Genomic DNA, 25,598 nt, shown 5'->3' with positions numbered 1-25,598 from the left:
ATAGGAAGCGAGTGAGCAGTTTGAAAGCGACTTTGATCTTGGAAAACGGAAGCGTCCTCTCCGGTACCAGCATCGGGAGCACAGAGGCGCGGGTGTGCGAGCTGGTGTTCAACACCTCCATGACTGGCTACCAGGAGATCCTGACCGATCCCTCCTATGCCGGACAGGGCGTGGTCATGTCCTATCCCCTCATCGGCAACTACGGGGTGAACAGCGAGGACAACGAGTCCAGCCGCCCCTGGGTGGAGATGCTGGTGGTTCGCCATCTGTCCCCCAGGGGGAGCAACTTCCGCCGAGAGATGGACCTGGGGGATTATATGAAGGAGCATGACATCCCCGGCATCGAGGGGGTGGATACCCGTGCCCTGACCAAGTTGCTCCGCAGCCAGGGGAGCATGAACGCCATGCTGACCTGTGCCCAGCAGTTTGATGTGGGGCAGGTATTGGAGCGGCTGCACGCCTATAAGGTCCGGGATACGATCCAGAAGGTTACCCGCTCCGCCCCGGAGGAGTTTCCCGCCATAGGGGAGGAGCGGTACCATGTGGCCATGATGGACTACGGGGTCAAGCAGAATATGATAGACTGTCTCCGCCGCCGGGGATGCAGCGTCACGGCGCTGCCCGCCTCCACCCCGGCCGAGACAGTCCTCTCCGGCGGCTATGATGGGGTGCTGTTGTCCAACGGCCCTGGGGACCCGGCGGAGAACACAGACATGATCCGGGAGATAAAAAAGCTCTATGACAGCGGCCTGCCCCTGTATGGCATCTGTCTGGGCCACCAGATGCTGGCACTGGCCACCGGGGCCAGGACGGGAAAGATGGACTATGGCCACCGGGGCGGGAACCACCCGGTCCGGGATGTAGAGAGGGGCCGGGTGTTTATCACCAGTCAAAACCACGGCTATATGGTACTGGCCGATACCGTGGACCCGGTGGTGGCCCAGGTGTCCCACATCAATGCCAACGACGGAACCTGCGAGGGACTGCGCTACCGCCGCCCCAACTGCTTTTCCACACAGTTCCATCCAGAGGCCAACCCCGGCCCCAGGGATATGGAGTATCTGTTTGACCGATTTGTAGCGTCTATGGGAGGGAAAACAAATGAGTGAAATGCCTCAAAAGCGGGAGCTGCTCTACGAGGGCAAGGCGAAAAAGGTGTACGCCACAGATGACCCGGAGCTGCTGATTGTATCCTATAAGGATGACGCCACCGCCTTCAATGGGCTGAAAAAGGGTACCATCGTCGGTAAGGGTGTCATCAACAACCGGATGAGCGATCTGCTGATGGCCCGGCTGGAGCGGGAGGGAATCCCCACCCACCTGGTCCGGGAGCTCAACGACCGGGATACCCTGGTAAAGAGGGTGGCCATCGTCCCCCTGGAGGTCATCGTGCGCAACATTGCCGCCGGCTCCTTTTCCAAGCGGTACGGGGTGGCCGAAGGAGCGGTCTTTTACCGGCCGACCCTGGAGTTTTCCTATAAGAATGATGAGCTGGGGGACCCTCTGCTCAACGACGACCATGTGCTCGCCCTGGGGCTGGCTTCCCCGGAGGAGGTAGCGGTCATCCGGCGCTATGCCCTGGAGGTCAACAGGCTGCTCCGGGAGATCTGGAAGCAGTGCGGCGTCACACTGGTGGACTTCAAGCTGGAGTTTGGCCGGCTGCCAGACGGTACCATAATCCTGGCCGATGAGATCAGCCCCGACACCTGCCGCCTGTGGGACAGTCAGACTGGGGACAAACTGGACAAGGACCGCTTCCGCCGGGATCTGGGCGGCGTGGAGGCGGCCTACCGCCAGGTCATGGACCGGCTCAACCAACAACTGTAAACGGAGGGAACGATATGTCAAACTGCGCCATCGTGGGCATCAACTGGGGGGACGAGGGCAAGGGAAGGATGGTGGATCTGCTCACCCAGGACTATGACCTTGTGGTCCGCTACCAGGGGGGCGGCAACGCCGGACACACCGTCATCAACCAGTATGGAAAATTTGCCCTCCATCTTCTTCCCTCGGGTATTTTCCGCCCGGGGGTCGTCAATGTCCTGGGGAACGGGGTGGCTCTGGACCCGGAGAACCTGTGGACAGAGATAGAGGATGTGATGTCCAGAGGAGTGGAGATCAGCCCGGAGAATCTGAAGATCAGCGACCGGGCCTCGCTTCTGCTGCCCTGGCACCGGGAGCTGGACGAGCTGGAGGAGAAGCGGCTGAAGGACCACAAGTATGGCTCAACCAAGCAGGGGATTGCCCCCTTCTACTCCGATAAGTACCAGAAAAAGACCATTATGGCCGGAGAGCTGTTCTATCCGGAGGAATTACGGGACCATCTGGCCCAGCTTCTGGAGTGGAAGAACCTAACCTTGACTAAGGTGTATGGGGCAGAGCCCTTCACCATGGAGAGGGTGGAGGAGTGGCTGGCCAACAGCTGCGAAAAAATCAAGCCCTATCTCTGTGACAGCGGGGCCTATTTGAAGCAGGCCCAGAGCCGGGGAAAGAGCATCCTCTTCGAAGCCCAGCTGGGTTCCCTTCGGGACCTGGACTTCGGCATCTACCCCTACACCACCTCATCCAACACCACGGCGGCCTACGCCCCTATCGGTTCCGGCCTGCCCTCCGCCAAAATTGACCGGGTGGTAGGTGTGGTAAAGGCATACTCCACCTGTGTAGGGGAGGGGCCCTTTGTCTGTGAGATGTTCGGTCCGGAGGCGGAGAAACTGAGGAAGGCGGGAGCGGAATACGGCGCCAAGACCGGCCGGCCGCGGCGGGTAGGCCCCATCGACCTGGTGGCCACCCGGTACGGGGTGGAAATCCAGGGGGCCACAGAGATCGCACTGACCAAACTGGATGTACTCAGCTATCTGGACCGAATCCCTGTGTGCGTCCGCTACCGGCTGGACGGCCAGCCTACAGAGAGCTTTCCCTTCCCCACGGCCCTGGGCAAAGCCCTGCCGGAGATCGAGTATCTGCCGGGCTGGAAGCAGGACATCTCCTCGGCCCGTAGGTGGGAGGATCTGCCCCGCCAGGCCCAGGAGTATGTGGGCCATGTGGAGCGGGCCATCGGCTGTCCTATCGCCTATATCTCGGTGGGGCCGGAGCGGGACAGTGTCATCAGAGTATAAGGAGGACGACAAATGACTGACCGATATGAATCCCCGCTGTCTACCCGTTACGCCTCCCCCTATATGCTCCAGCTTTTTTCCGCCGATACCCGCTATCAGACCTGGCGGCGGCTGTGGGTTTCCCTGGCACGGGCGGAGATGGAACTGGGCCTGCCCATTACCCAGGGGCAGGTAGAGGAGTTGGAGGCCCACATCTCCGAGATCGACTATGACTGTGTCAGGCGGCGGGAGAAAGAGGTGCGCCACGACGTGATGGCCCATGTCTACGCCTTTGGACAGGCGGCCCCCTCTGCCGCCGGCATCATCCATCTGGGGGCCACCAGCTGCTATGTCACAGACAACGCCGATTTGATCCTTTACCGGGATGGGCTGCGCTATCTCCGCCAGCAGCTGCTTCAGGTGATGGCCAATCTGGCCGACTTTGCCCAGCAATATCGGGCCCTGCCTACCCTGGGCTACACTCACTATCAGCCTGCCCAGCTGGTCACGGTAGGTAAGCGGGCGGCGCTCTGGCTCCAGGACTTGGAGTCCGACCTGTCCGAACTGGACTTCACCCTGAAGAACGTCAAGTTCCTGGGCTGCCGTGGGACTACCGGCACTGAAGCCAGCTTCCTGGACCTGTTTGACGGGGACCAGGAGAAGATCAGTCAAATGAACCGGAAGATTTCCTCTGACTTCGGATTTGAGGAGTGCTTCCCGGTGTGCGGCCAGACCTACCCCAGAAAGCTGGACAGCCGCATTTTGAATTGCCTCTCCTCTATCGCCCAGAGCTGTTACCGTATGGCCAATGATATCCGCCTGCTCCAGCACGACAGGCAGGTGGAGGAGCCCTTTGAAAAGGACCAGATTGGGTCCTCCGCCATGGCTTATAAGCGCAACCCTATGCGCTGTGAGCGAATCTGCTCCCTGGCCCGCTATCTGATGGCCGACGCTATGAATGCCCCTATGACTGCCTCGACCCAGTGGCTGGAGCGGACGCTGGACGACTCAGCCAACCGGCGCATTGCCCTGCCCGAGGGCTTCTTGTGCGCTGACGCTATCCTGCGTCTGGCCCAGAATGTAACAAACGGGCTCCATGTCAATGAAAGAGTGATTGAGAAAACGGTAAAGGAGTACCTGCCCTTCATCGCCACGGAAAATCTGATGATGGAGGCGGTAAAGCGGGGGGGAGACCGGCAGGAGCTCCATGAAATCATCCGCCGCTGCTCCATGGCAGCCACCGCCCGGATGAAAGATGGGGGGGACTGCGACCTGTTGGACCGGCTGGCCGGGGAGCCGTCCTTCGGCCTGTCACGAGGGGATATGGAGCGGCTGCTGAACCCGGAGCTGTATACCGGCCGGTGTGCCCAGCAGGTGGAGGACTTTGTCCAGAGCATCCGTCCGCTGTTTGCGGATCTGGAGCGGGAGACTGCCCGGATCGAGCTGTGAGAACAGGCTGCGGCCAGTGAAGGGAGAGAAGGGGCTATGACAAACTATATCTTTGTGACTGGAGGCGTGGTGTCCGGCCTGGGCAAGGGGATCACAGCGGCGTCCTTGGGCCGGCTCCTGAAGCAGAGGGGGCTGAAGGTAAAAGTCCAGAAGCTGGACCCATATCTCAACGTGGACCCAGGGACCATGTCCCCCTATCAGCACGGGGAGGTCTTTGTCACCGATGATGGGGCGGAAACTGACCTGGACCTAGGCCACTATGAGCGTTTCATCGATGAGAATCTGACGGTAAACTCCTCGGTATCAGCGGGCCGGATATACTGGAACGTACTGAATCGGGAGCGGAAAGGGGACTATTTGGGTGGAACGGTCCAAATCATCCCCCATATTACCGACGAGATCAAGCGGTGTATTTATACCTTGGAGGGGCCTGAAACCGATGTAGCCATTGTAGAGATCGGTGGTACGGTAGGCGATATCGAATCCCAGCCGTTCCTGGAGGCCATCCGCCAGGTGGCCGCCGAGCGGGGGAGAAAAAACGTCATGTTTCTCCATGTATCCCTCATCGTATCCATCCCAGGGACCGGGGAGCTGAAATCAAAGCCCACCCAGCACTCGGCCAAGGAGCTGCTCTCGCTGGGCATCCAGCCCGATGTTATCCTGTGCCGTAGTGATGAGGCGGTGCCCCAGGAGATCCTGGAAAAGATATCCTTGTTCTGCAATATCCCGGTGGAAAACGCCATCCCAAATCTGACCGCCGGCCTGCTCTACGAGGTCCCGCTGATGCTGGAGAAGGCGGGACTGGCTCAGGTGGTGGTGAAGCATCTGGGGCTGGAGTGCCACGCTCCGGACCTGACCGAGTGGGATACTATGGTTCAGCGGGCCAAGCACCCAAAAGGAGAAGTGGAGGTCGCACTGGTGGGTAAGTATGTGGCCCTCCATGACGCCTACCTCTCTGTGGTGGAGGCGCTGACCCACGGAGGGATCGAGAACGGGGTAAAGGTACACATCCGCTGGGTAGACAGCGAAGCGGTCACAGAGGGCAACGTGGAGATGCTCCTTGCCGGAGTGGACGGCGTCCTGGTACCCGGCGGCTTTGGCAGCCGGGGGATCGAGGGCAAGATCTCCGCCATCCGCTATGCCAGGGAGCATAAAATACCGTTTCTGGGCATCTGTCTGGGAATGCAGATGGCGGTGGTGGAGTTTGCCCGCCATGTGTGCGGCATGAAGGGGGCTCACTCCAGCGAGCTGGACCCGGACACACCTTATCCCGTCATCGACCTGATGGAGGGCCAGCGGGGCGTGACCGACAAGGGAGGCACCATGCGCCTGGGCGCCTTCCCGTGCCGCATTGACCGGGAAGACACAGCGGCGTTCCAAGCTTACAGAACGTCGGACATCTCGGAGCGGCACCGGCACCGCTATGAGTTCAACAACGAATATCGCCAGCGGTTGACCCAAGCTGGGCTGCGCCTGTCTGGTTTGTCGCCGGACGGCCGGCTGGTGGAGATAGTAGAGCTGCCCTCCCATCCCTGGTTTGTAGGCGTCCAATTCCACCCGGAGCTGAAAAGCCGGCCCAACCGGGCACATCCGCTGTTTCGGGAATTTATATTCGCGGCGAAGGAGAAAAGCGGAGCGTAAGAGCGTGCGCGGGCCGGCTTTTTGCCAGCTCCGGCGGTTTCCGCGGCAGCGGAGAGCCGGAGGGCATTGAAACACCGGGACAAACACGGGGGGAGCCCGTGTTTGCGCCCGGCCCAACCGGGCACATCCGCTGTTTCGGGAATTTATATTCGCGGCGAAGGAGAAAAACAGGGAATAGGGAATAAGGAAGCGCGCGGGCCGGCGCCAGCTTCAGAGCGGGAGGAATAGAAATGAGCATCCATGAGGAGTGCGGTGTATTCGGCGTCATCAGCCAAGCCCCAATCCAGGCGGCTAGCCTGGCCTATTACGGACTGTATGCCCTCCAGCACCGGGGACAGGAGAGCTGCGGCATCGTGGTCAACGACGACGGTGTATTCTTCTCAAGAAAGGATCTGGGGCTGTTGAGCCAGGCCTTTTCTCAGGAGGAGCTGGCCCGATTTCCCAAGGGAGCCATGGCGGTGGGCCATGTGAGGTACGGCACTACCGGGGCCGCAAATCGCGGCAACTGCCAACCCATTGAGGTCAACCATGTGAAGGGGCACATGGCCATCGCTCACAACGGAAACCTCAGCAACGCCGCCCAACTGCGGGGGCAACTGGAGCTGAAGGGAGCCATCTTTCATACCACCAGCGATACAGAGATTATTGCCTATACCATTACAAGAAAGCGGCTGACCTGCCCCTCCATTGAGGAAGCTCTGAGCAAGGCCATGGATGAGCTGGAGGGGGCTTACTCTCTGGTACTCATGTCTCCCAGGAAGCTGATCTGCGCCCGAGATCCCTATGGGTTCCGTCCCCTGTGTTATGGGGAACTGCCTGGCGGGGGCTATGTGGCAGCCTCGGAGAGCTGTGCTCTGACTGCCGTAGGAGCGCGGTTCGTCCGTGATGTAGAGCCAGGAGAGATCCTGGTATTCAGTCCGGAAGGAATGGTCGCCCGGAGGGAGCACTGTGGAAAAGCCGCGAGGCGGCCTTGTATTTTTGAGTACATCTATTTTGCCCGTCCGGACTCGGTCATCGATGGGGTATCCGTCCACGCCGCCCGACTCCGGGCCGGAAGGATCCTGGCACAGGAGCACCCGGCTCAGGCGGACGTGGTGGTAGGGGTGCCGGACTCAGGGCTGGACGCCGCCCTTGGATTCAGCCAGGCCTCCGGTATCCCATACGGAATTGGACTGCTCAAAAACAAGTATATTGGGCGCACCTTTATCTCGCCGGGACAGGAGCAGCGTCTGGACAAGGTGAAGATCAAGTTAAGCGCCATCGGAGAGACCGTCCGGGGCAAGCGAGTAGTCCTCATTGACGACTCCATTGTCCGGGGTACTACCAGCGGCCGTATTGTCAGCCTTCTACGAGAGGCGGGAGCCTGTGAGATCCATGTGCGTGTTTCGGCGCCACCCTTTTTGAATCCCTGCTACTATGGCACAGATATCGACTCGAAGGAAAATCTGATTGCCTGCAGCCACACGCCAGAGGAAATATCAGACATGATAGGGGCGGATTCGCTGGGGTATCTTCCACTGTCCAAGCTGGGGGAACTTATCGGGGGAGGGAACTGCTGTGACGCCTGTTTCAGCGGCAGATATCCCACCGCAATACCCTCGGATACCAGGAAGGACCGCTTTGAACGGAAGCTATCCCGGTAGATGGTGCCAGCAGCGGACAGTAAATCGAGGGATGTCACCTCCTAAGATTGGAAGGAAAAGAATTAGATATTTAAACAGAGAGGAAAATCTCCCATTTCAATGATTGAAATGGGAGATTTTTAGATTAGAGAGATGAAATCGCTCCCCTTATAAGATCCTGCCTGTACCGGACAGGTTCAGCGTATTTTTCTCTTGGAAGGACGGATGATCAGGAATAACACGCCTACAAGGAGAAGAACACATTGGGTCACAATGGCGCCCACGGGCAAGGAAAAGGCCGGATCTAGCACGCCCAGGGCCAGAGGACGGCTTACAAAGATACTGCCATTTAACAGTCCAAGGGATTCAGGTAGGGGCAGCGCCGTCAGAAGAATGGGAAGGAGCATCCACGGGAAGATCAGCCAGGGCCGTACTCTCCCTAACTGCCAGCCACTTCCCAGGGCAAACACCAAAGGAGGGGCCAGGGTAGCCAGGGCTGGGAGGACCAGCTCCCCCCAGCGGTACCAGCCGAAGTATCGACCGTAAAACACCGCCGCTTCGCCCAGGCAGGCCAAGGCCAGCAGCCCCGTCCCCACCAGAGCGGCGGCGCACCGGGCCAGGGCGTATCGATAGGGCTCCGCCGGGGCGGCATCGGTGAGCACCGCTGCCCGCCGGGCCTTTCCCGAAGTAAAGAAGGTCAGAAAAAACAGGGCCCCGATCCACATCAGGGGGAGCAGCCGGCACAGGTAGTCCCCAAAGCTCCAAGGGGAGAAGGGGGCAGTGTGGGACACCCCCAGGATGGTCACCCGATCCAGGACCTGCCACCCGTAAAACAGCAGGACTGCCAACAGGCCCAGGAAAAACTTGTTCCACAGCAGCCGCCTGCACTCATATCCGAAAATCTTAGCCAAGATCCAACGCCTCCTCCGTCAGCCCACAGGCATCCAAAAACTCCTGATAGGTGAGATAGGGATACATGGGGTCCAGCTCTCGGGTAAACAGGCCGCACAGAACCTGGTCCATGGCCTCTTCTCCGCCGACCAGTTTCTCCGCCTTCAGGATCTTCAAGGGCATCTCGTGGTACTGACGTATGAAGGACAGGCTGTTGCTGATCGCTAATTGCTCCTCCTGGGGCAACTTGGCCAAGAACTCGGGATTGCGGACATAGAAATCTAGGTAGTAGTCCTCCACCTCCCGCTTCCACTGGTCTACATAGTGTGTTTGGGCGTAATCTTCGCCGTAGAGCTCCTTTACGATACGGTAGGTGGTGTACACGGTCAAGCCCTCGGCAGACCAGGGAGAGGCAGGGGCCGCCAAATCAAACATATTGCCCAGGCCCCACCACTGGTGGACCAATTCGTGTATCATTACCTCACCGGGGGCGGCGCCCTTGCCTCCATCGCTGAGATTGGCGGCGGTGAAGTCCGCCTCATCCAGCAGGCTGGCCCCGTCTGCGGCATAGCCGCCGCCAGACACTCGGCTCTGGACAAGCTTCAGGGTTTTCCCGGCGCCAAAAGATAGGGGACCGTAATGCTCTGTGCAGTAGTCCACCACCGCCTTTACCGCATCTGCCGCGCCAGCCTCCGCCATCACAGCCTGGTGCTTACGGCCGTAATAGAACTGGATGGTCATACCCCCGGCCTGAATGTCCTCCCGGATATAGTCCCCAGCATAGACAATTCCGCCGGTGCTGCTGAACTGATAGCGCCAGGTGGCGGTGCCGTCGTCGTGCTGGGCCACCACTTCCGCCTCACTGGAGCCGAAGGGGATGACCGTCATGGAGGAGGGCAGGGTGAGCTCCATGGTGGTGGGATAACCCGCCTCGCCTGGCAGCACATTCATCAGCCGGGGAGACAGGGCTGCGTTTTCCAGACACAGGTATTCCCCGCTGATCTCCGCGCCACCCTGCATCGTGGACATGACGTTGCTCTCTTGGGGAAAGCCGCTGTACTCCATGATTAACTCCACCTGCTCATCAGCGGGGAGAGTTACCTCCAGCAGGGCTTCGTTATATTCCTGGTAGTCGCTTACAGAGAAAGGAGCCTCCACACCGTTGGCCCGCACATTAGAGATTGTGTAGCCAGGGGTCACGCCAAAGGACGCTGTTCGTTCCTGTTGGGAGGTATTTTCAAACTGATAGCTGGCCCGACCGAAAACTGTTCCAGAGGCGGTATCTGGAAACACCTGAGCGGAGCGGCCGGTGCACACCACCCCCTCGGCATAGGGAATTTCGTAAAAGGTCATGGCCATCAGGTCCGGGTTGCTGTGGTCTACGAAGGGCTGGGCGGCATAGGCGGCGCCGGAGCCGATCAGGAGCAGCAGGGCCACAGCAGGGCGGTAGGCCCGCCGGGCATTCTGGGCCAGAGAACCCAGGAGCCCCTTTTCATACCGCCGGACGCACAGGTAGGAAACAACCCATATCCCAGCCAGGGCTGCCAGCCAGGTCAGGCGCATATAAGCCACGGACCGGAAGATACGAAGGTTAGAAAAGTCATCGGACAGGGCCCACACACAGGGGTTGAGCCAGCACAACTGCCAGTCCCCGGCCCACACCGTAAGACTTAAAGCGGAAAAGGAGGTAAAGAGAACCAGGGATAGGTCCACCCGCCGGGTGAACTGATAGGCGGATGCTGCCGCCAAAATGGACAGCCACAGGGCCAGCCCCATGAGCAGCCCGTAGGCCAACAGGTAGTCGGCTCCATCAAAGACAGAGCCGATGAGTTGCCGGCTCACCGGGAACCACACTACAACAGTAAGGCCCAGTCCCAGTGCCGCTGTTGCCATTAGAGCGGGCAGGCGCACCAGGGCCATCATCAGGGGAGAGACCGCCCCGTCCACCAGCAGGCTGACCCGGCCGCGCTCCGTCCGGTCCAGCTCGTACACTGCCAGAAGGCCGAACAGGACGCCGCCCACAACGCCGCCGGCCAGAGCTGGGTTGGCCAGATAGGTGGACAGCATGGTGCTGGCGGCGGCAGGCCGGTAGAGCACCAACCCGGCGGCAGGAGAGAGGACGGTCAACAGCAGGACCAGCCAGGTCAGACGGCTTTTCAGTAGCCGCCCAAGCTCCAGAGAAAACAGACGCGGGGGCTTCATTGGACCGCCTCCTGGGAAATGAGATAGAGGTAGGCGTCCTCCAGGGTGGGGTCCGACGGCTGGGCGAAGGGAGGGAGCACGTCAGCCACCGCCCGGCAGCGGACTCCCTGGCCGGTATTTACTCGGGCAGTGATGTGAAGTCCATCCTCCTGGGCGGCGTCCTTCTCCCAAAAGATACCCACATGACCGGTGGCGGTCTGGATCAACGCCTCTGGGGTGCCAGAAAACAGGACCTGGCCCCGGTTAATGACCACAAGCTGCCCACACACGGACTGTATGTCCTCGATAATGTGGGTGGACAGCAGCACCAGCCGGTCTTGGGCGGTCTGGGAAAAGAGATTGCGGAAATGAATACGCTCTTCTGGATCCAGGCCCACTGTGGGCTCGTCCAGAATCAGCAGCTCCGGATCCCCCAAAAGAGCTTGGGCGATGCCCACCCGCTGGCGCTGCCCGCCGGACAGGGTGCGGATTTTGGCCCTTGCCTTTTCCTCCAGATTGACGGAGCGGATTACCTGCCGTATGACGGCTCTGGGGCCCCGCAATCCCTTGAGGGCTGCCATGTAGTCCAGAAACTGTTCCACAGTGAGTTCGTCGAACAGTCCGAAGTCCTGGGGCAGATAGCCCAGCCGGGCCTTCAGTTGCCGCTCCACCCTGGTCAGAGGCTGTCCATCCACCAGAATGGAGCCGGTGGTGGGGAGCAGGGCGGCCACCAGCAGCTTCATCAGGGTCGATTTGCCCGCCCCGTTGGGGCCCAGCAGACCCACCAGGCTGGGGGAGCGCAAATCCAGAGAGAGGCCCTTAAGAGCCTGCTTTCCGTTGGGATAGGTCATGCCGACGGTTTGAATGTTGATCTCCATATGTGTCAGGTTCCTTTCTGCTTGGGATGCGGCTAGGATACCAGCGCCATATGGAGACGGTTTGGAGCGGGTGTGTGTTTTGTGTGGAGATTCAGAGGGAATATGGATTTGGTATACAAAGCGTGATATGCTTCCGCCAACGGTAGATTGGGGAGATGAGGCCTGACGAATGGTGGTTTCCTGATTTTGCGGCCTGCTTTCTCCCGCTGTCTTCGCTGAACAGAGGGACGATTAACGCACGGCTCAATTCTCGCGCTGGGAAAAGGCCGTATATTGTGTCTATCAGCGTTCCAATGTGTGGATTTTTCTAGCGGTGTTTTTTACAATCGAAATCACCGGCACAGCCAGTGGTTATGATTCGGGGGCCAAAGTGGGGGAGAAGGGAATGGTTTTCTCATGATACCTCTTCTAAAAAGCGGACAGACGCCCGTACTCCCTCTGGGGTGTTTTCAATGGTGCAGGTGGCTCCGTGCCGCTCCAGGATCATTTTCACCAGATAGAGCCCCAGGCCGCTGCCGCCGGTGCTCCGGTTCCGGGAGGCTTCCGCCCGGTAAAAGGCCTCGAACAGGTGGGGGAGAGCCTCCTCCCCAATATGGGCCCCGGTATTTTCCACCGTCAGGGCGGGGCAGCCATCCAGGAGGCCACACCACACCCGAATCTCGGCCCCCTCGGGGGAGTAGAGGGCGGCGTTGGAGAGCAGATTGCCCACCGCCTTACCCAGCAGAGAGGGGTCCCCCTCTACCGTGATTTCGGTGGTCAGACAGGCGGAGAGCCGCTGCCCCCGCTGTTCCAGCAGCCCAGCATCTTGGGAAAGTTGTTTCTCCAACAGGGCTGCCAGGCCCACGGCTTCCCTCTCCACGGTTACTATCCCCTGTTCCACACGGGAAATGTTCAGCATCTCCTGAATCAGGCTCTCCATCCGTCCAGTGACCTGGAGGGAGCGGAGCAGATATTTGTCCCGGTCCCGGTACACGTCCACCCCCTCCAGCATCCCGGTCAACTGTCCCTTCAGAATGGTGACCGGGGTCTTCAGCTCGTGGGAGGCGGCGGAAAAGAAGGCCGTCCGCTGCCGCTGGCGCTCTCGCTCCCGTTCGATCTCTCCGCGCAGGGTCTGGTTGGCTGCCTCCAGTTCAGCCAGGGAGGCGGACAGCCGATGGGACATCTGGTCCAGGCTGCGTCCCAGCTGCCCGATTTCGTCCCGGCGCCGCTCTCCGCACTCCCAGTGGAAGTCCAGCCCGGCCATTTTTTGGGCGATGCCGCTGAGTCGGACGATAGGTCGGGTGATATAGCGAGAGTATCCAAAGGCGCACAGAAGGGAAAAGACCAGCAGCACCAGCAACAGCCACGGGGCCATCTGGACCAGCGCCCGCACCGCCAGATTTTCCGCCTCCATCCGCGGGGTGACATAGAGAGAATAGGGATCCTCTCCATCGGAAAACCGTACTTCGGTGACAATGGTGTCCTGTTCGGACATGGTGACGGAAACCATATCACCGGCCACAGAGGTACCCTCTGCCCGGGCGATGGCGGCGTCCGCCTCTCCCAAGTTGCCGGATGCCGTGATTACCATGGTGCTGTCCTCATACAGCGGTTGGACGGCCAACTGGGCACCAGTGTCGGCGAGCGCGCCGTCCGGACCGACCAGCATAGCCTGGGCTCCAGACGCACGGATGAAATCGTCCAACAGAGGCCCACAGTCCCTATATGAGGACTGCTCCAGCTTGGCCGCGAGGACCTTCACCTGCCGTGTCAGGTCATCGTTGACAACAGCGGTATAGGTGCTGGGGGTGGCCCAGGCAATCAGACCGAAGGTCACTGCCCCCGCACCGAATAGAATTAGGACAGTAATGAGGAAAACACGGACAGTCAGGCTTTCAGCGAGCCGTTTTCCCAGCACGATAGCCCACCCCCCTTACCGTTTCGATGTAGCCGGCCCCCAGCTTGTGGCGTAGGTTTTTGATGTGGCTGTCCACCACCCGTTCATCCCCGTAAAAGTCATAACCCCACAGCTTGGCCAGCAACATTTCCCGGGTAAACACTCTTCCGGGGGCGGCGGCAAAGGTGTGTAGCAGCTCAAATTCCCGTGCGGTCAGCTCCAGCGGTCGGCCGTTCAGAAGGGCCTCGCGGGCGTCTGGGTCTATCACCAGCTCCCGGTAGTGCAGCCGGCTGTCACTCTCCACAACGTCAAAACGGCGGAGGATTACCCGAATCTTCTCCAGAAGGATGGGCATGGAGAAGGGCTTGGTCACATAGTCGTCCACATCCAGACCAAAGCCCCGTAACTGCTCCTCCTCACCATCCAGGGCGGTGAGCATCAGGATGGGCACATCAGACTCTCGCCGGATCAATTCACATACGCCGAAGCCGTCGATTTTTGGCAGCATCAAGTCCAGAAGGATCAAATCAAAGGTCCCCTTTTGAAAGCGGTCCAGAGCCGCAACCCCATCTCCCACGATCTCTACGTCATATCCAGTGTCTCTGAGATAAGCGCCCAGGAGCTCTTGGATGTCCGGCTCGTCCTCTACGACCAAAATTTTTTTCATGTGAGATCACCTCTATACTAGTATAGTACAGGTTTATGAATTTCTTATGAAGAAGCCTATCTTCCATATCAATTTGAACAACCCATAAAATGACAGACTTTAGGTGGACCCCCATGACATTTACAAAGGCGTCCCAGGGATAATAGGGGCAGACAAAGTCCAGGCCCTCTATCGACAAAACATAGGAAGGATGCTATACTGTGGTCAAATAGAAGGATGGGCAGAAATTTGATTTTGATAGAAATGAAGGAGGCGCCTCTATGCCCCTGCGCATTGTGCAAAATGATATTACGACGCTGAAGGTGGATGCCATCGTCAATGCCGCGAACCAGAGCCTGCTGGGGGGCGGAGGTGTGGACGGCGCCATCCACCGTGCCGCCGGGCCTCAACTGCTGGCCGAGTGCCGCGCCTTGGGCGGCTGTAAGACGGGAGAGGCAAAAATCACGAATGGATACCGGCTGCCTGCAAAATATGTGATCCACACGGTGGGACCAATTTGGCGGGGCGGCCGCCACGGGGAGCGGGAACTGCTTGAATCTGCCTACCGTTCTTCCCTGGAATTGGCCTTGGCTCATGGCTGCCAGACGGTGGCCTTCCCGCTTATCTCCGCTGGAGTGTACGGCTACCCCAAGGAGCAGGCGCTGAAGGTGGCTGTGGACATCATCGGGCACTTTGTGCTGGACCACGACGTGACGGTCTATCTGGTGATCTTTGACCGGACGGCCTTTTCTATCGCCAGGAAGCTTTTTGCGGACCTTGCCGATGATACTGAAGACCATTGTCTTGTTGCGGAAAATAAATGAACGAGGCCCCAATACGACAAAAAAGACTAACATCGATTCCAAGTTTTGCCCAGACTCTGCGCGGATTCAATATCTTCATAAAATTATTTTTTCATACTCCGGAATTACAATTTCTATGCAAGCAACATGGCCCTGTCCATTTTTGGTCAGAGCTTGCTGAGAGGCTGGGGCCGGGGAAGGGGTGAAACAGCCCCGCTGCGAATCCTGACCGCACCTGAATTACCGGCAGGGTGTGCGATATTCTGGTGGACGAGAGTAAAAGAGTAAATGTGTGTCGTACAAAATGGGGAGGTAGATCTGGGATAAAACGCCAGCCATTCCTAGTGTATCTGATGCTGGCCTGTGCCCGGCTTCACCATGTGTCAGGCAACTCAGTGGGGCAACGCACATGAATATGAAAGCCTGTACCGAGCTAATAAAACAGGACGGCCCGTTAGGGAAGGAAAACCCTAACGGACCGTTTTTCGCTGTCTGTTTCCGAGATAATGGGCAATTTATAAGAGGGATAATCAGGCGGTTTTGTGTGCGCCATTCTGCGCGCTGGCACACACAAAGATCCCCTTAGATTGCTCAGGTAGTCGGCCTATCAAATCATCGTCCTCCCGAGGCATATTTCCCCATATTGATGTCCAGCACCCCTCTGGGCGGCTGGATCAGGGCATCCTCATACTGGCACTTCCACTGGATCTCTCGGCTCACTCTCCCGTCTACTACGCCGTCTACGGTTTCCCCGTTGCTAATAGGATTATCGTTCCCCAGAATATATGACGCTACATTGTAGGTATGATTGACCACCCAGTTGGGGTCCATGCCGTGGAAGTGGTACTGGAGATCCGGCAGGAACAAAGTGCTCATGCCCACCGTATCGATGAGCATATCCTCGGTGCCCTCGATGTTGAAAAAGCGGACATTGACCCCGAAACGGATGAAACGGTCCGGCCCCTCAATCTGGTGGGAACGCACATCTTCCGCCAGAAACAGCTTGCCACAGTTCTGAAAATAGAACGCCTCGCAGGTGGGATACAGCTCTGCCAGAGCCTCCAAAAAGTTGGCGTCCAGGTTGGCCCGCTCCAGCGCCGGAAGCGCCGCAGCCAGCATATCGGTGGCCACGACTTGATACCGGCACTCCCGGAAGATCCGCTCCCGGTCCTCCTGGCAGTCCCACATCTGACTCATCAGGAAGGCGTCAAAGCCTTTGCCCTTGAACTTGTCGCATTTCATCACCATCAACTGTACCGGGCACTTACCGTCCTGAAATTCCGCAATATGATCCAGGGCGGCATAGCCGGCCATCTTTTTGTCGCGGCAGAAACACTCTACAGCGCCGATGTGCTTTTCCATCACAGCGGTCATTTCATCCTTGTCCGGCATATCCGCCGGCTCTTTGAACAGCATCTGAATGAGATAAGGGCCGCCGGGTTGGGGGCCTTTTTTGTCATCCAGGTTCTGCTGGAACACTTTATTGCTCATTTGGTCTCCTCCTTCTTTTGAGGGAACAGCTTCCACCGGAATTCCAGTTCTTTCTGGACAAACTCTTTCGGCAGGCCCCGGGGGTTGGCGATGAGATACCAGACCCGAAAGGTGCGTTTCTCCGGGTCTGTCTCCTGCCGGTAGAGCTGATAGCCCGCCTCATCCTCCTGCGACCACTGTCCTGTCTGCCGCTTGGCCTGCACAAAGGGGTCCACCACCTGGTCCAGCTCCGCTCTGGTGCGGCTTGAGGCCCAGGCGTGATCCACATCATCGGAGTGGGAGAGGTGGAACAACATCGAGCCCATCCAGTTCTTTGCCTTGTGCTCCGGCGTTCCGCGCAGTTCCGCCTGATGGCGGTACTCCGCCAGCTGTTCCGCCGTTCCGTACCGTTCCACCATCTGCTCATTCACATGGATGCACCAGATGTAGTCCTCCGGCTGGATAAAGGGGGCGCAGACCGGCTGGAGCGCCTCTGCCGGGTCCGCCTCAAATCGGTCGATAAAGTCAAGGTAGTGGGCTTGGATCAGGGGCAGAAAGGTGTCCAGCAGTCCGGTGTTCAGCCGCAGGTCCTCTGTCAGCATCCGGAAGAACGAACCGCCTGTTGTGGATTCTATTTTAAAAGAATAGAGGCGGTCATCCCCCAGCTTAATGATGCAGGTGAAGCCCACCTCCACATTTCCATGACCGATCTCATAGTCCAGGTAGTTGTATCGGCTCCTATCAAACCAGATCTGATAGGTCAGGCCGTTTTTTGTTCTCTTTTTGAAGTCGCCTTTTTTCAGCCGCTTCCAGCCCTTTTCCTCCAGGCCCAGGCCGTTCCACAGGTAGTCCAGGGCCTCCGCAAAGATGTCCGCAGGGCGTCTTTGTTCCATAGTACCCACCTCCAGGCAAAGTTCATCCACTATTTGAAAATCAAATACAGGGCAAGGAAAAAGAGAATCAGACCACCCCATTGCTTTGTAAGAAGCAACATTATCAGTATCGCGAACAATAAAACGCCCACCAAAAGGATGATTCCATTCATCCATCGCTTCTCCTTCTTATCAATTTTCTGTTTTCAACTATGGTCTTTACTCCTCTCCATTGTTTGGCTAATCTGTTTCAGAGCCATGTCTATGTAGAGATATACCCCATCCCGGTCGCAGTGGTACAGGTTGGAATAGCTTGTACTCTCATTGGGTCGGATGGGATTGGGCTCCACTACCTCAGTGGCTTCCAGCAGGCCAGCACCCAGCTCCACGGCGGCGGTGAGGGCCTTTTTCAGCACCGCAAGCTGCCCATCGCTCCAAAGCCTCTCCATATCTTCGAGAACCTTCGGCCCCTGCTTCATATCCCGGAGAAGCTGTGCGGCTTGATCCGGAGACAAGTATACACCGGAGCAGTAGTTTTCGATGATCCGATTTTTTGCTGGATTGGGAAAGAAGGTTGGTACCACCTGTGTCCATGGGGTGAAGTACCGGGCATATTCCGGCTTTTGCTCCACCAAGAAAGAAAAGGCACTGCCTCTGGTGTAATAGTAATCCCGGAAAAAGCCCTGGATTACCGCAATATAAAAGCCGTGGCTCTTATCAAACAATTCATCCGGCTCTGTCCCCGCCCCGACCCGCAGGGTATCCAGATACTTTTCCGCATAGAAATCCTCCATTCCATGCCGTGCGGCAAGGGCCAGTACCTTTTCCTCCTGTCCCTGCTGTATCCAAGTAAGGGGAGTAAAATACCATTCCCGCATTTCTTCCGGCGAAATCGGGTGAAAACTCACGTCGTATCCCATAAAAACCTCCCTAAAAATCCAGTAAAATGGGAACCTGCTGTTCCTCGGCAAATCGCATGGCCCGCCAGAACATGGAGAAGGCGAACTTGGCCAGGGATTGGGTGTCATACTGGGTGTGTTCCGGGATGTCCGCCTTGCTGTACTGCCCATCTGCGTCTATGGTTCCGTCTACCGGGTATCCCTCCGTATCCGCCCATTCAAGGATGGTATCCTCATCGGCCTGCCACGCCAGCTGGTTCAGCTTCTCCAGCTCTTTTCGAAGCCCTCCTACCGTACCAATTGTGGCTGTATCGTTGGTAGGAAGCGGTCCTTGGAACAGGAAGCTGGCCGACAAAGGAATCCACCATGTAGCACCGCGAAACAATGACCAAACCCGTTCTTTATCTGCCGAAAGACGGGCGATAATAGGGTTCCCCATGAAGTCCCAGTCTTTCTCCACAGTAGGTGGCACCGGTTCCTCGTATATACGACAGGCGGCCACCAGCAGCATAGCGCCGAAGGCATCCCAATCCGGCTTGTCCGTGTAATAGGGCTTCTCATTATCCTCCGGCCAGGGGGTGTAGGGGGGCTGGTCCGGCTGAGAAATGGCGCTCAAGATCTGATCCCGCCAGTTCTCCACCGCCGCCTGGACCTCGGCCGGGGACAGATCCTCCTCGTTGTCAGCGGGTTCTCCATCCGGCGTGATCCGGTTAAAGGCGTATCCGTTTTCCTCCGCCCACTGCTGAACAACGGTTTTCCAGTTGTGAGAATAGTACCGGGTCAATGTTCCGGCGTAGATATCAAGTCCCATCGTGATGCCTCCTTTTTTGTCTGTACGGTCATTCTTTTGCCGGAGCGAACAGTCGGTCAATCTTCTCCAGATTGTATTCCAAGATCCAGTCATGGAATTGATGATAGAGCGGCAGTAGCAGCTCCCGTGAGCCGCCCAGTATATCCAACCCACGGTCATCGTACAGGTGGTAGAGGAATGGTCCCGGCCCGGTCAGATAGACGCTGGACACAAAGCCGTTCCAGCCGCCGATGTCCCCCAGAATGATCTCCTGGAGAAGCCGCTCCGGTTGAAAGCTGATTTTGCTGAGATCCCAGTAAAACTGTACTTGAGCATATGTATCCCCGTCCTCGTCCATCATGGTCGCTGTGATCTGCTCATGCGGGGCAGGAAGTGCGACTCTCTGCTGGATGGCCGTCAGCAGGGACTCGACAGGTTTTTCCTCGGGATACCCGTCAATTCGCAGAATACCCGGCGGCGCTGGAAGGTTCCGGTAGATCATAATCGCCCGCTCCAGTGCGCCTTGAACATAGGCGGGATTTGGAGTTAGTTTCTCGGTGTTCTCGTCCAAATAGGTGCATTCCAGATAGACTGGTTCATCTCCGCCAATCTCAAACCGAATGCCCACCGGCGCATGGTAGAACAAAGGGTGTTCCAGCCCAGCCATGCCCAGATCATGTAAAATGTGTTCAAACCGCTTTGCCAGCATGGTATCCCTCCGTCTTATAACATTTCATACAGCAGGGCTGTATTGCCCCGCACCAGTTCCAAATGGGAGCGCAGCGTTTCCAGTCCGCTTTGCACCGCCTCGGTGGGCAGATCCCAGTCTGGGGCAATTTCAGCGGTCAGCTCCGGGAGGTCCTGCTCCCGCAGAACTGCCAGCAGTTTAGACGCCAGCTCTCCCTCCAGCAGAGCGCAGTCCAGGGTGTCCTCCGTCTGGGGAGCAGGAAAACGGACATCCAGATCAAGCTCGCGCTCACACCAGTCCCAGATGGCCATATAGACCGAGCCGGAGCAGTTACCGTTGGGTAATTCCTGCCGCTGGCCGCCTTTGAGAAGATAAAAAGATGCAATCTGTGACATGGCAGTTCCTCCTAAATGTTATTCTTTTTCCATCAATCCTTCGGCCTGCAACCGGATCACATAGAAAGCCCGCACCCAGTCCAGTTCCTGCTCCATGGATTCCTCCAAAGCCAGCAGGCGGCGCTTTCCCAGCCTGCGGTCCAGAAGGGCAAAGATACGGACAAGGGGATTCTTGCTGACAAGGCTTTTCTCAATGCTTTGGTTATCAAAGATCCCAAACGCCTCATAGAACACCTTTTGGTCAAAGGTGCCCTGCTCCAGCGCATAGGCATAAGCCCGGTCGATGGCCTCCTTTGCGGAGTCACAATCTTTCAGCGTTGTAGACCGCAACTGATAAAATTTCGTCCACACATTCTCAAAATAGGTGTAGTAGTTGCTCCGCAGCACTTCCACGCCGTCCAATCGAATGGCTGCCCGGCCCTCATGGTCAGCACTTTTGCTGTAACTGGTGGCAAAATACTGGATGTGGCCCCGGAGCGCCGGACACAGATAGTCACTTTCCAGTTTGTTCCGCATTCCGCTCCAAGTTGACATAGTGACCGCCTCCTTTCTGCTGCCGCTGCGGGTAAGGTAGATTCCCAATAAATTGAAATTTGAAGATTACATATAATCCTCGATATATGATCGTTCTATAAATTCTTTTACTGCAAATATATCTGCAAACTCCTCATACCGGGGAAATCCGTCCGCATTTTGTGCCGAATAAGTCAAATGAAACAGATAGTAAATGTCTCTTCCTATTCCGTTTCTGAGAACATATAACACATCATCATTGGATTCGCACTTCGCAACCGCCCAGATTTTTTTGCCGTATAAGAAGTGGTCTTGTCCTATTTCTTTGTTTAGTTCAGCAACAAATGCCCCGTCCGCCTGTGTGAAGGGGATCATATACCAGTTAAAATCCTTACTATATTTATCATAAAGATCACAGAACATTTCTTCTAATGTCATTTCCATTCTTCCTTCGCTGATTTACAGTTCGGCCCTCAATCACCGCGCTGTTTTTATTGCTCATTGAGATACCTCGCCAATTTCTTCTCCAGCAGTTCTGTCATATCATTGCAGAGTCGCTTGACCTTGTCCTGCTCATGGGCGTAGTACCAGATGGTTTCCTCTCCGGGGCGGAGCAGGAGCTGGTCGCCGTCCGCTTCTTTCCAGAACTCGCCCAGCACACAATACCGCTCTCCGTGGATGGTCAGATCGAACAAGTCGGACAAATCAATGGTCACGCCTGTGGATACATTGATGCCTGCGGTCAGCAGGAAGAACTCCCGAACCTGGGCCGGGAGCGTGAAGTTCAGCACGCTTTCTTGACTTGCGATCTGCTCCTCCGTGGCGGCGGGCTGGATCTCATCAGAGGGGTCAAGCGCCTTTGCCAACGCCTTGGAGAACTTGGGGTAGCGTCGAAACAGCTCCGGGTTGCTGGTCTTGAATTCCTTTTGCTTTTCCCGCTGCACTCGCTCCTGCTCCTTGCAGAAAGCGTCCAGCTCCGCCAGATACCGATCCTGGTAGAGATCGCTGGCCTCAAATGCTGTGCCGCTCTTTTCCAGAATGGCGATAGCTCCCTTTTGGCTGCCAAACACCGGGACCCACTTAAAACCGTGTCGGCAGGGTTTCAGTTTCAGGAATTCACCACGATTGAGCAGGGTTTCCAGTTCAGACTCATGTTCGTCCCACCAGCCTCGCCAGCTTTCGGGCGTTTCCCGCCCCTCGACCAAGTCCAGGAGTTTTGTCGTCAATGTTTCTTTGTTCATAGGCGTATACTCTCTTTCTCAGCCGTCACGATACTTGTGATTCTTTGACTTCGCCATCATTGTTGATATAAGTATAATGAATAAAATCCTCATCCACAAGCAGCAGGCAGGGGCTGAAAACCGCCCATTCATCATAATCGCGCAGGATGTCATCATATTTTCCGAATATGAAGATTTGAAACAGTGCCTCTGTTCCCATCAAAAAGCACAGGTAAACATTTTCGTGGGGGTACGGGCAAACTTCTTGGATTGACAGTTGTCCCGGCTGTGCGAAATCGAGTTTTGAGATGAATTTTCCAAGTTTGACCGCTTCCGCTTCATCTGCGTACCGGCATTTTTGAGAAAAATGTTGGATGCTTTTTGCAAAATGGTCTTTGTATTGCTGAATCTCTTCTCTTTGCTGTTTTACTTTAAGCTGTGCCTTTTTCTGTGCCAAAAGTTCTTTTCTCTCATGATCCATCGTTCATCCCTCCGTTTCAGAGGGGGCAGGAATAGATGCTCATGGCCCCGTAATCGGTGTGGAGGACCAGTCCGCTCTTGGTAAAGGAAAAATTCACCTGCCGCACCACAAAGGGGTCGTCAATGGTGGCCAGCAGTTGACCGCTGCCGGTATCCCACACCTCTATGGGGGAACTGTTCCGATCCTGCTGAACGGCCATCAGACTGCCCCTTGTCCGCACCGCACAGGTATCCGAAAAACTCAGCCCTTGCCGAACAGAAAACGGGAAAGGATTGGATATTTCCTCTCCGGTCTGGGTCAGATAGAACCTGCCGCCCACCGAGAAACACTGGTCATCTGGAGAGAAGAAGGGGTGCCAGCCCGCATTGGGGATCACTACTTTTTGGCCGGACTTCAAATCGACCAGCACATACTCACCCTCGGTGACACGCCAGGCCGCTTTGCTCTGCCGGGGCGAGAGCATCCCGAAGCAGTAATAGGCAAAATTCGGATTCTTCGACTTCTTGCATTTTACCGTTTCCCGCCACACCTCTGTGTTGCTGCCAAAGTCAAAGACCACGATTTCCTCGCCTGTGTACCACAGGGCCAGGTCGCCGCTCTGGTCCAGCATGGCCTTCATGCTGTTTTTCTTGCTGGCAAAGGGGGTGACCGCATGGGTGCGGAGGGAGAACTGCTCCAAAAGATAGCTGTTGTTCAGCAGCAGAGTATCATTGGGGCAGAGGACCTGCTCATAGGTCATCCGCTTGGCGCCCAGAGAGATCGTTTCGAGGATCTTCCCATTGCCATCGAAGTGATAGAGGAGCTCGTCCTCAAAATCGCCTACCACCCGCGTCAGGAAGAAGTCATCCCGTGTGAGGGCGGCGGCCAGAGGCATGAAGCCGTTGCTGTCCTTTCCGACAAACCGATGGCACCGCGCCTGCCCAACAGCGGCGTCCGGATTCTGATAGACGAATCCTTTCCGCATCTGGCCCATCATGGCGCTGGCTGCCTTGCTCTTGACTTGGAAGGCGGAGTCACACAGGATCTCCTTGACCTTCCCGCCATTGGGGCAGGTTCGGATGGTATGGCCGTCAATTTCAATCCGCCACTGCTTATTTGTAGCGGGGTTGAGGAAGGTTTTTTCCATCATGGTTTTGACCGTTCCTCCTTTCGGATCAGGATGCTTTTTCCCTCGGCGTTGATGCTATACAGGTCATCCAGATGGATGTGGAATCCATCCTCACGAATGGTTTCCGCCATACCAAGAGCGGCTTTCGCCAATAGGAGCAGCCCAGCCCGGTTTCCTGTTAGCTCCAACTCATTTCCGTCATCATGGGTGGCAAAGGAGAGGTGGGCTTCCGGCTCTAATGGAAGGATGGGCAGTTGTTCCTCATTCCATTGAATAGTCAGTGTTTTGGTTGTCATCGATTGTATCCCACCTTTTGAAAACTTCTCAATCAAAATCCATCCAGACCAGGTGCTTTCCGCAGTGGAGGCACTGGAACAGATAGCATTGCAGATGCCCGCCATTGACGGATTCCTGAATCAGTTCCTTCTGTTCCTCGTCCCACATGGTGTCGTCCAGCACCCCCTCCAGCACACCCAGTGCCCGCAGCTCTCTGGCTCCCACATGGCCCAGATAGGCGCAGTAGTCACCGCAGTGGGCGCGCCAATATTCCTGCTGCCAGCCGGAGTAGCCGGGGGTGCGGTGGATCAGCTCGTCCAGCTTCTCCGGATCGTCTACACCATCATCCACAGAGTAATCGTCCTGAAAGCTGCCGTCATATTTCCGGGCCGCCTCGCCACTGGCGATACACGCCGGACACAGATACGCAACTTCCTCCACAGAAAAGAACGGATTGGTATAGAAAATGCGGGTCGTCTTGCCGCAGCAGTCGCAGACAACGCCATCTGCGGACTCCTCAAAAGCGCCGGTTTCCAGAGGGTCCGGATGATACCGGAAGGTGGGCAGGCCCAGCTGGGCCCGCCGCTCCTTCTCCTTCTGCTTTTCCTCCGGTGTTTTGGGCTTGGGGATGGCATAGTGGTTGCCCCAGCTCTCCACATAGTCCTTCAAGACGCCCAGCCGCTTGAGGGTCTTTTTATCGGAGCGCTTGCCGATTTGGCAGAGCAGTTCATAGGCATCCTTCTTGAAGTCCAGCAGATCATACACATCTACCAGCACTTCCTTGGCCTGCCGGTCCTCGGTCTGCTCCAGTTCCTCCTTAAAGGCATAGAGAGCGCGGACACTGTCCGGACCGCCGTCGGTTGCGGAAAACTGCTTTTTTAGTTCGATGTAGGTTTTCTGATATTCTGTCATCGGGCGTACCTCCCATCAATCCCACCAGAAGCACCAAACCGTAGACCACTCTCTGGAAACATGAGTCCGCCCGTCATGTTTGTGGGGGCAGCTCCACCTGGTCCAGAGGGGTCTCGTTCCATACACTTACTTTGAACGGTCTGTTCTCCAAATCGAAATAGATCGTGATACTGTTGTTGTACTGGTTCAAATCATTTTCGATGGTATATTCTGTGGAAATCCCAAACTCTGGATGATCGCTGTATGTGTTGGGAAGATGAGTCCAACCATCACTGGAAGGATACCTCTCAATCAAATAATCCTGGGTTACATGGTTCAGTTCCTGATTATCCAATTTGATGCTGGTGTGTTTCTCATCATAAAAAACCACCATAGAATCTACCACACCATCTTCGATTTTTTGAGGTGGCGTATCCGACCCTGTGGACACCTGGTTTGTAATGGTCACCTCTAACAACACCCCGTCTTTTTCCAGGAGCCGGATGATGGACCCACCCGGCAAAATCCCCTGCCCATCCTCTGTCAGGGACCAATCTGCCCGCGTTTCGTAATACTCTTCACCCACAAACGGCTCCAGGAAATAGGGTGTCTGCCCGCTGATTTTCCACCCATCCTCGGTTAACTGCTTCAAAGAAACCGGAATCGGATAATAGACGTCGTTCACTGTGATCCCCAATTCCATATTTTCCGGCATGGCTTCACTCTCCTGTTCATCCGGCATTTGCGTGATACTCTCTGTGATCTCCTCTGAAGCAACAGGGGTTTGGGCCGTGCCGCCGCCCTCCCGCCCACAGGCAGTCAGCAGTACCAGGAAACAGCACGTTATCAGCATCTGCAAGTTTTTCATAACGTTCCTCCTATCGTTGCTATTCTGTCATTCCGATACAGCCCA

The 25,598-nt window shown here is 56.7% G+C and carries 25 protein-coding genes and 1 pseudogene; 7 read left to right on the top strand and 19 right to left on the bottom strand.

What is annotated here, in order from left to right; translation table 11 throughout:
- The first annotated feature begins 20 nt into the window (after positions 1-20).
- The 6 genes from MCG44_RS09985 (at position 21) to purF (ending at position 7,828) form a co-directional block, all read left to right on the top strand.
- Positions 21-1,109 (top strand): carbamoyl phosphate synthase small subunit, encoded by a 1,089-nt coding sequence (locus MCG44_RS09985; protein ID WP_240288911.1) that lies wholly within the window; start codon positions 21-23, stop codon positions 1,107-1,109.
- Positions 1,102-1,827, top strand: coding sequence for a phosphoribosylaminoimidazolesuccinocarboxamide synthase (gene purC / locus MCG44_RS09980; protein ID WP_240288014.1), 726 nt, complete (start codon positions 1,102-1,104; stop codon positions 1,825-1,827). Before MCG44_RS09985 ends, purC begins: the two co-directional genes overlap by 8 nt.
- A gap of 14 nt (positions 1,828-1,841) precedes the next feature.
- Positions 1,842-3,116: an adenylosuccinate synthase gene (locus MCG44_RS09975; protein WP_186853086.1), complete on the top strand. Its 1,275-nt coding sequence runs from the start codon at positions 1,842-1,844 to the stop codon at positions 3,114-3,116.
- A 12-nt stretch (positions 3,117-3,128) separates the two neighbouring features.
- Entirely contained in the window at positions 3,129-4,544 is a 1,416-nt protein-coding gene (gene purB, locus MCG44_RS09970; RefSeq protein ID WP_186853085.1) for an adenylosuccinate lyase, read from the top strand.
- A 36-nt stretch (positions 4,545-4,580) separates the two neighbouring features.
- Complete coding sequence (locus MCG44_RS09965) at positions 4,581-6,185, top strand: CTP synthase (protein WP_240288012.1); 1,605 nt, start codon at positions 4,581-4,583, stop codon at positions 6,183-6,185.
- A gap of 230 nt (positions 6,186-6,415) precedes the next feature.
- Positions 6,416-7,828, top strand: a complete 1,413-nt coding sequence (gene purF, locus MCG44_RS09960) for an amidophosphoribosyltransferase (protein WP_240288010.1) — start codon at positions 6,416-6,418, stop codon at positions 7,826-7,828.
- 176 nt (positions 7,829-8,004) lie between these two features.
- Here purF and MCG44_RS09955 read toward each other — a convergent pair whose 3' ends face one another.
- From MCG44_RS09955 to MCG44_RS09935, 5 genes are all read right to left on the bottom strand, one after another.
- Positions 8,005-8,718: a hypothetical protein gene (locus MCG44_RS09955; RefSeq protein WP_240288008.1), complete on the bottom strand. Its 714-nt coding sequence runs from the start codon at positions 8,716-8,718 to the stop codon at positions 8,005-8,007.
- Positions 8,711-10,900 (bottom strand): hypothetical protein, encoded by a 2,190-nt coding sequence (locus tag MCG44_RS09950; RefSeq protein ID WP_240288006.1) that lies wholly within the window; start codon positions 10,898-10,900, stop codon positions 8,711-8,713. Before MCG44_RS09950 ends, MCG44_RS09955 begins: the two co-directional genes overlap by 8 nt.
- The gene (locus MCG44_RS15160; protein ID WP_186853080.1) at positions 10,897-11,757 is read right to left on the bottom strand and encodes an ATP-binding cassette domain-containing protein; all 861 of its coding nucleotides are present in this window, start codon (positions 11,755-11,757) and stop codon (positions 10,897-10,899) included. The genes MCG44_RS09950 and MCG44_RS15160 overlap by 4 nt, the downstream gene beginning before the upstream one ends.
- A 394-nt stretch (positions 11,758-12,151) precedes the next feature.
- On the bottom strand, positions 12,152-13,654 hold the full coding sequence (locus MCG44_RS09940; protein ID WP_240288004.1) for an ATP-binding protein: 1,503 nt from the start codon (positions 13,652-13,654) through the stop codon (positions 12,152-12,154).
- The gene (locus MCG44_RS09935) at positions 13,632-14,300 is read right to left on the bottom strand and encodes a response regulator transcription factor (protein WP_240288002.1); all 669 of its coding nucleotides are present in this window, start codon (positions 14,298-14,300) and stop codon (positions 13,632-13,634) included. Before MCG44_RS09935 ends, MCG44_RS09940 begins: the two co-directional genes overlap by 23 nt.
- Positions 14,301-14,560: 260 nt before the next feature.
- Between MCG44_RS09935 and MCG44_RS09930 the strand changes: the two are divergent.
- Positions 14,561-15,076, top strand: a pseudogene (locus MCG44_RS09930) (O-acetyl-ADP-ribose deacetylase); the annotation flags it as partial.
- A gap of 618 nt (positions 15,077-15,694) precedes the next feature.
- Here MCG44_RS09930 and MCG44_RS09925 read toward each other — a convergent pair.
- The 14 genes from MCG44_RS09925 to MCG44_RS09860 all read right to left on the bottom strand — a co-directional run bounded on the left by MCG44_RS09925 (position 15,695) and on the right by MCG44_RS09860 (position 25,553).
- The gene (locus MCG44_RS09925; protein WP_240288000.1) at positions 15,695-16,573 is read right to left on the bottom strand and encodes a DUF4261 domain-containing protein; all 879 of its coding nucleotides are present in this window, start codon (positions 16,571-16,573) and stop codon (positions 15,695-15,697) included.
- Positions 16,570-17,445, bottom strand: a complete 876-nt coding sequence (locus MCG44_RS09920) for a spondin (protein WP_240287998.1) — start codon at positions 17,443-17,445, stop codon at positions 16,570-16,572. Before MCG44_RS09920 ends, MCG44_RS09925 begins: the two co-directional genes overlap by 4 nt.
- A 185-nt stretch (positions 17,446-17,630) precedes the next feature.
- The gene (locus tag MCG44_RS09915; protein ID WP_186853075.1) at positions 17,631-18,344 is read right to left on the bottom strand and encodes a hypothetical protein; all 714 of its coding nucleotides are present in this window, start codon (positions 18,342-18,344) and stop codon (positions 17,631-17,633) included.
- 10 nt (positions 18,345-18,354) lie between these two features.
- A complete protein-coding gene (locus tag MCG44_RS09910) occupies positions 18,355-19,134 on the bottom strand; it encodes a hypothetical protein (protein ID WP_240287996.1) in 780 nt (259 codons plus the stop codon).
- Positions 19,135-19,162: 28 nt separating this feature from the next.
- On the bottom strand, positions 19,163-19,822 hold the full coding sequence (locus tag MCG44_RS09905; protein WP_240287994.1) for a DUF3885 domain-containing protein: 660 nt from the start codon (positions 19,820-19,822) through the stop codon (positions 19,163-19,165).
- A gap of 14 nt (positions 19,823-19,836) precedes the next feature.
- Positions 19,837-20,196 (bottom strand): hypothetical protein, encoded by a 360-nt coding sequence (locus tag MCG44_RS09900; protein WP_186853072.1) that lies wholly within the window; start codon positions 20,194-20,196, stop codon positions 19,837-19,839.
- A gap of 18 nt (positions 20,197-20,214) precedes the next feature.
- On the bottom strand, positions 20,215-20,730 hold the full coding sequence (locus MCG44_RS09895; protein WP_240287992.1) for a hypothetical protein: 516 nt from the start codon (positions 20,728-20,730) through the stop codon (positions 20,215-20,217).
- A 66-nt stretch (positions 20,731-20,796) separates the two neighbouring features.
- Positions 20,797-21,147, bottom strand: coding sequence for a hypothetical protein (locus tag MCG44_RS09890; RefSeq protein ID WP_147571328.1), 351 nt, complete (start codon positions 21,145-21,147; stop codon positions 20,797-20,799).
- Positions 21,148-21,200: 53 nt separating this feature from the next.
- Positions 21,201-21,950, bottom strand: coding sequence for an SMI1/KNR4 family protein (locus tag MCG44_RS09885; RefSeq protein WP_240287990.1), 750 nt, complete (start codon positions 21,948-21,950; stop codon positions 21,201-21,203).
- 25 nt (positions 21,951-21,975) lie between these two features.
- Positions 21,976-22,410, bottom strand: a complete 435-nt coding sequence (locus tag MCG44_RS09880) for a hypothetical protein (protein ID WP_147571326.1) — start codon at positions 22,408-22,410, stop codon at positions 21,976-21,978.
- Between the two features lie 16 nt (positions 22,411-22,426).
- Positions 22,427-23,539: a hypothetical protein gene (locus tag MCG44_RS09875; RefSeq protein ID WP_240287989.1), complete on the bottom strand. Its 1,113-nt coding sequence runs from the start codon at positions 23,537-23,539 to the stop codon at positions 22,427-22,429.
- Positions 23,536-23,814 (bottom strand): hypothetical protein, encoded by a 279-nt coding sequence (locus MCG44_RS09870; protein WP_147571324.1) that lies wholly within the window; start codon positions 23,812-23,814, stop codon positions 23,536-23,538. The genes MCG44_RS09875 and MCG44_RS09870 overlap by 4 nt, the downstream gene beginning before the upstream one ends.
- Before the next feature lie 28 nt (positions 23,815-23,842).
- Positions 23,843-24,706: a CbrC family protein gene (locus MCG44_RS09865; RefSeq protein ID WP_147571323.1), complete on the bottom strand. Its 864-nt coding sequence runs from the start codon at positions 24,704-24,706 to the stop codon at positions 23,843-23,845.
- 73 nt (positions 24,707-24,779) lie between these two features.
- Positions 24,780-25,553: a hypothetical protein gene (locus tag MCG44_RS09860; RefSeq protein ID WP_186853067.1), complete on the bottom strand. Its 774-nt coding sequence runs from the start codon at positions 25,551-25,553 to the stop codon at positions 24,780-24,782.
- Positions 25,554-25,598: the final 45 nt, after the last annotated feature.

The organism is Lawsonibacter sp. OA9 (assembly GCF_022440585.1).
The sequence above is the reverse complement of the archived record's forward strand: the minus strand, read 5'-3'. Positions and strand labels throughout refer to the sequence as shown.

What these genes read in the sequence shown, in the direction of transcription:
- purC (WP_240288014.1), top strand. Translation starts at nt 1,102, where the DNA reads ATGAGTGAAATGCCTCAAAAGCGGGAGCTGCTCTACGAGGGCAAGGCG.
- MCG44_RS09975 (WP_186853086.1), top strand. Translation starts at nt 1,842, where the DNA reads ATGTCAAACTGCGCCATCGTGGGCATCAACTGGGGGGACGAGGGCAAG.
- purB (WP_186853085.1), top strand. Translation starts at nt 3,129, where the DNA reads ATGACTGACCGATATGAATCCCCGCTGTCTACCCGTTACGCCTCCCCC.
- MCG44_RS09965 (WP_240288012.1), top strand. Translation starts at nt 4,581, where the DNA reads ATGACAAACTATATCTTTGTGACTGGAGGCGTGGTGTCCGGCCTGGGC.
- purF (WP_240288010.1), top strand. Translation starts at nt 6,416, where the DNA reads ATGAGCATCCATGAGGAGTGCGGTGTATTCGGCGTCATCAGCCAAGCC.
- MCG44_RS09950 (WP_240288006.1), bottom strand. Translation starts at nt 10,900, where the DNA reads ATGAAGCCCCCGCGTCTGTTTTCTCTGGAGCTTGGGCGGCTACTGAAA.
- MCG44_RS15160 (WP_186853080.1), bottom strand. Translation starts at nt 11,757, where the DNA reads ATGGAGATCAACATTCAAACCGTCGGCATGACCTATCCCAACGGAAAG.
- MCG44_RS09935 (WP_240288002.1), bottom strand. Translation starts at nt 14,300, where the DNA reads ATGAAAAAAATTTTGGTCGTAGAGGACGAGCCGGACATCCAAGAGCTC.
- MCG44_RS09925 (WP_240288000.1), bottom strand. Translation starts at nt 16,573, where the DNA reads ATGAGCAATAAAGTGTTCCAGCAGAACCTGGATGACAAAAAAGGCCCC.
- MCG44_RS09920 (WP_240287998.1), bottom strand. Translation starts at nt 17,445, where the DNA reads ATGGAACAAAGACGCCCTGCGGACATCTTTGCGGAGGCCCTGGACTAC.
- MCG44_RS09915 (WP_186853075.1), bottom strand. Translation starts at nt 18,344, where the DNA reads ATGGGATACGACGTGAGTTTTCACCCGATTTCGCCGGAAGAAATGCGG.
- MCG44_RS09910 (WP_240287996.1), bottom strand. Translation starts at nt 19,134, where the DNA reads ATGGGACTTGATATCTACGCCGGAACATTGACCCGGTACTATTCTCAC.
- MCG44_RS09905 (WP_240287994.1), bottom strand. Translation starts at nt 19,822, where the DNA reads ATGCTGGCAAAGCGGTTTGAACACATTTTACATGATCTGGGCATGGCT.
- MCG44_RS09900 (WP_186853072.1), bottom strand. Translation starts at nt 20,196, where the DNA reads ATGTCACAGATTGCATCTTTTTATCTTCTCAAAGGCGGCCAGCGGCAG.
- MCG44_RS09895 (WP_240287992.1), bottom strand. Translation starts at nt 20,730, where the DNA reads ATGTCAACTTGGAGCGGAATGCGGAACAAACTGGAAAGTGACTATCTG.
- MCG44_RS09890 (WP_147571328.1), bottom strand. Translation starts at nt 21,147, where the DNA reads ATGACATTAGAAGAAATGTTCTGTGATCTTTATGATAAATATAGTAAG.
- MCG44_RS09885 (WP_240287990.1), bottom strand. Translation starts at nt 21,950, where the DNA reads ATGAACAAAGAAACATTGACGACAAAACTCCTGGACTTGGTCGAGGGG.
- MCG44_RS09880 (WP_147571326.1), bottom strand. Translation starts at nt 22,410, where the DNA reads ATGGATCATGAGAGAAAAGAACTTTTGGCACAGAAAAAGGCACAGCTT.
- MCG44_RS09875 (WP_240287989.1), bottom strand. Translation starts at nt 23,539, where the DNA reads ATGATGGAAAAAACCTTCCTCAACCCCGCTACAAATAAGCAGTGGCGG.
- MCG44_RS09870 (WP_147571324.1), bottom strand. Translation starts at nt 23,814, where the DNA reads ATGACAACCAAAACACTGACTATTCAATGGAATGAGGAACAACTGCCC.
- MCG44_RS09865 (WP_147571323.1), bottom strand. Translation starts at nt 24,706, where the DNA reads ATGACAGAATATCAGAAAACCTACATCGAACTAAAAAAGCAGTTTTCC.
- MCG44_RS09860 (WP_186853067.1), bottom strand. Translation starts at nt 25,553, where the DNA reads ATGAAAAACTTGCAGATGCTGATAACGTGCTGTTTCCTGGTACTGCTG.